The 3,914-nt window shown below is 37.1% G+C and carries 4 protein-coding genes; all 4 read right to left on the bottom strand.

Annotated elements, in window-relative coordinates; all coding sequences use genetic code 11:
• Positions 1-393: 393 nt before the first annotated feature.
• Entirely contained in the window at positions 394-1,770 is a 1,377-nt protein-coding gene (locus V7150_RS26050; protein ID WP_335524117.1) for a sensor histidine kinase, read from the bottom strand.
• On the bottom strand, positions 1,767-2,462 hold the full coding sequence (locus V7150_RS26045; RefSeq protein WP_335524114.1) for a response regulator transcription factor: 696 nt from the start codon (positions 2,460-2,462) through the stop codon (positions 1,767-1,769). Before V7150_RS26045 ends, V7150_RS26050 begins: the two co-directional genes overlap by 4 nt.
• Positions 2,463-2,624: 162 nt before the next feature.
• Positions 2,625-3,218 carry a DUF2680 domain-containing protein gene (locus tag V7150_RS26040; protein ID WP_335524111.1) on the bottom strand — a complete coding sequence of 198 codons (594 nt, stop codon included), beginning with the start codon at positions 3,216-3,218 and terminating at the stop codon, positions 2,625-2,627.
• 173 nt (positions 3,219-3,391) lie between these two features.
• Positions 3,392-3,886, bottom strand: coding sequence for a cytochrome c-type biogenesis protein CcmH (locus V7150_RS26035; RefSeq protein WP_335524109.1), 495 nt, complete (start codon positions 3,884-3,886; stop codon positions 3,392-3,394).
• Positions 3,887-3,914: the final 28 nt, after the last annotated feature.

Raw genomic sequence — 3,914 nt, 5'->3', positions numbered from 1 at the left:
TTTTTACAACTATACCTAAATCATAGGCACCCTCATTCTCCAACAACAATCTATAACAAAGAAAAAATGATGCAATATCGAAATAATTAAACTGTTACCATCTTTTAATAACACATTGACTTATGTGTTTTTACAAGGCATTAAGAAGTTTTGTGTCATTCTACAAGGTATAGTACTTTAGTGTCACTCGTCAAAACTGCCTCCATCTGCTGATAACCTATACATTTATCACAGTTTTAAAAAGGTTATTAAGAATTTTGTATCATTCTGAAATGTATTACATCCTTTTGTGTCACTCGTCATCTACGTATCCTTGTAATCTTCATTCTTTAATTTGTAAAAAAAGGTGTGGAGAAAAATTTATAACATTTTCTCCACACCTTTTTAAGCTTACTAAAATGAAAGTTTGATGGTGAAAATGGTACCTTTATTCGTTTCACTTTCTACAGTAATAAAACCACCATGTGCTTCCACGAACCCTTTGGCAATAGATAGTCCGAGACCTGTTCCGCTTTCATCACGAGTTCTTGACGTATCCCTTTTATAAAATCGGTCAAAAATATGCGGAAGTACATCTTCCGGTATTCCTTGTCCGGTGTCTGCTACTTGAATTATGAATGAGTTTGCCAGTGGTTGCGCAGAAATCTCCACCATACCCTGTGGTGGTGTATGCCTTAATGCATTGCCAACCAGATTTACAATAACCTGTGTCATTCTATCGGCATCAATATGCAGAAAATATTCTGTTGGAATTTTATCGTACTGGAGTACAATTTCCCTTTCATCTGCCAGCCATTGAAAATGATTGCAAATTCGTTCAATAAGTAGGCGGATATCAACAGGCTGGATGTTTAATGGGAGCTTACCAGCTTCAGCAAGACTTAATTGCTGTAAATCTTTGACTAAGCGGTTTAACCGATAAACTTCATCCGTAAGTTCAAGAATGATCTCCTCCGAAGGATTAATCACCCCTTCTTGAATTGATTCTAGCTTTCCTTGAAGAATTGATAAAGGTGTTCGCAGCTCATGTGCAACATCCGCGACAAGTGTCCGTCTAATTTCTTCATTGCGTTCCAGTTTCCGTGCCATGTCATTAAACGCTTCTCCTAGTTCATAAAATTCACCGGTTGCTGAAATGCTGATTTCCTTTGCTTTTTCCCCACTGGCAATCTGTTTTATCCCAGTCATTAAGACCTTTAATGGCTTGGATATTTTTCCTGCTATGAAAAGGCTGAATATGGCTGCTGTTAATGCTCCTATCAAGCCGCTGATTAGGATGGTAGTATTGGATGATTTGATAAACTCTATTTCAAGGTCTTGAAGTTTATGTTGATAAAGAACGAGAGTCCCTTTTTTCTCGCCATTTACAATTAGATCCACTTTTTTCCCCGAAAGATCCTTTCCGGCGGATCCAATTCTTGTTTCTGCTGTGTCAGCAATTACGATCCCATTTAAATCGACTAGAAGTATATCATCACTTGACATGGACATGGACATATTCATTCCCATCCCGTGCATCATCATCCCATGTCCATTTCCGTTTGAGGAATCAGAACTAAAAAATAGCTGCTGTACATTTTTCCATGTACCTGTTTCTTCATAATATTGTTCCAGCATTAGTTCCATTCGCAGCATAGAATTGTAGGTGTGTTGGTCTAAATAGTCCTCGAAAGTAGCCCGTATCCTCGACTGCAAAAAGACGAATTGGCTTATTCCCATTAACAAAACAATTATGATGAATGCGATGATTAGCTTCATTTGAAGTTTCATTTCTTTTCACCAAACCGATAGCCCATTCCGTACACGGTATGAATGTACTTCGGATGAGCAGGGTCTTTTTCAACTTTTTTTCTTAAATTGCTGACATGGGTATCAATCGAACGTTCATAAAGAACAAATGCCTCCCCCATTACACTGTCCATTAATTGGAGACGGCTATATACACGGCCCGGTTTTCTCGCAAGTGTCACCAGGATTTTATATTCAGTTGGGGTTAAATTCAAAAATTCCCCTTCTACCTTTACTTCATATGTTGTTAAATTGATTATAATCTCGTCTCTTACAAGAACTTCGTCTGCTTCCATATTATCATCAGTTGAACTCCTTCTTAAAACAGCCCGTATTCTCGCAGCAAGCTCACGAATACTAAACGGTTTGGTAATATAATCATCAGCACCCATTTCGAGACCTAATAATTTATCTATTTCTTCAGATTTTGCTGTTAACATAATCACGGGTAATTTTTTTTGCTTCAAGCGGATATCCCGCAGTGTTTGAAAGCCATCCTTTTGCGGCATCATGACATCTAACAGCATAAGGTCTACTTCATGGTTTTCAACTAATTGAACCGCTGCCGTCCCATCTTCTGCCTCCAGTGTTTCGAAACCTTCACTTTGTAAATAGGTTTTGACCATATCCCGTATTTTCACTTCATCGTCAACTACAGCAATGATCTTACTCACATTTCTCCCCTCCTTCTCTCACATTATTTTCTATTATACTTGGAAAATATCCGGTCACAGAGCTTAAAATATGACTACTTGGTTAATATCCTGTCAGAAGGTTCTTGCCTTGAAAAAAACTCTGAAGCAATGCCTCAGAGTTAAGAAAAGTTTATGAATAAATTAAAGATTTGTACCATTCCCGGTTTGGAATTGTTGATTGTCGTGTTTACCGCCGCATCTGCCGCCTTGCCCCATACCCATACCATGCATTGAGCCAGTATCATTCCGTTCGATTGCTTGTTCCATCATATATTCCATGTTATTTAACATATTATCCATTTGTTCTTGTGTAAGCTTTCCTTCTTTTACAAGCTTTTCGAGTTCAGTCTTTCTTGACTCTGTCACTACCTTAACAATATCTTTAACATTGACACCTTTTTCTTCAGCCATGGCAGCAATCGATTTACCTTCCTTACGGGCTGCTAGATAGTCGTCTACTGACATGCCGAGCGCATCAGCTACTGACTCATTCATAGAACCCATCATACCCATACCCGATCTATTACCCATAGGTTCTCCAGTCATCGGGCAGGTAAAATCAGCCTGTTCCTGTTGAGGAGCCTCCCTCTTATCGGCTGTTTGAACAACGGACAAATTGTTGCTGACTGCTTGCTCATTTACATTTGCAGACGGCTTACCAATTGGAGCAAACATAGCTCCCAAAGAAAAAACTCCTACAAAAGCACCAGCAGTCAATAAATAACTCCATTTCATTAAAACCAATTCCTTTCAATTTTTATGTAAATCAATTTTCAATTTCATCATACTGAATAACTTTCCAGAATCTTTAAAGGAAATATTAAGAAAATGTTAAGATTTCTCTTTTTTAAGTAAAAAACCGCAATTATCCATTGCGATTTAATCTGACAGCGGTACAATACAAAAAATCAATAGAATTTCTTTCTTTCCTGGTCAATTATGGATGCGTAAATATCATGTTCTAGATCTGTCGAGTTTGAAACTTCACTTGCGATAATGTTTTTATTCCCTTTCCACTTTTTGATCAAGAAATATAAAAGAATAGAAATGATAAGAATTAACAGAAATGGAGTAATCCAAAGAGTAAGATTAAATCCTTTTTCAGGAGGAGCATTTAATGCATGCACTCCTTGCGCTTTTAAATAGTAATCAAGAATTTCCTTTTTTGACATGCCATTTATAAAAAACATTTCAGCCACTTCTTCATAATACAACTGTTTGACATCACAATTTGCTAGATCATCGTTGCTATGACCTTCCATATAAAGCATGTCTACTGTTGCTTTAAATTCTGGATTTGTGTAATCAAAATTTCCAGACGATCCCTTTTCCTCTGCAAAGACGTGCATAGAAAATGAAGATAAAAGAACTAGAAAATAAAATAATGCTAATATCCGCCTCATAAATGAGCACCTCCATTTAAAAGTAATC

Origin of the sequence: Neobacillus drentensis (genome assembly GCF_036965245.1) — a bacterium.
In the GTDB taxonomy this organism is placed as follows: domain Bacteria; phylum Bacillota; class Bacilli; order Bacillales; family Cytobacillaceae; genus Neobacillus; species Neobacillus drentensis_G.
Note: the sequence above shows the minus strand (reverse complement) of the source record. Positions and strands in the feature narration are given on the sequence as shown.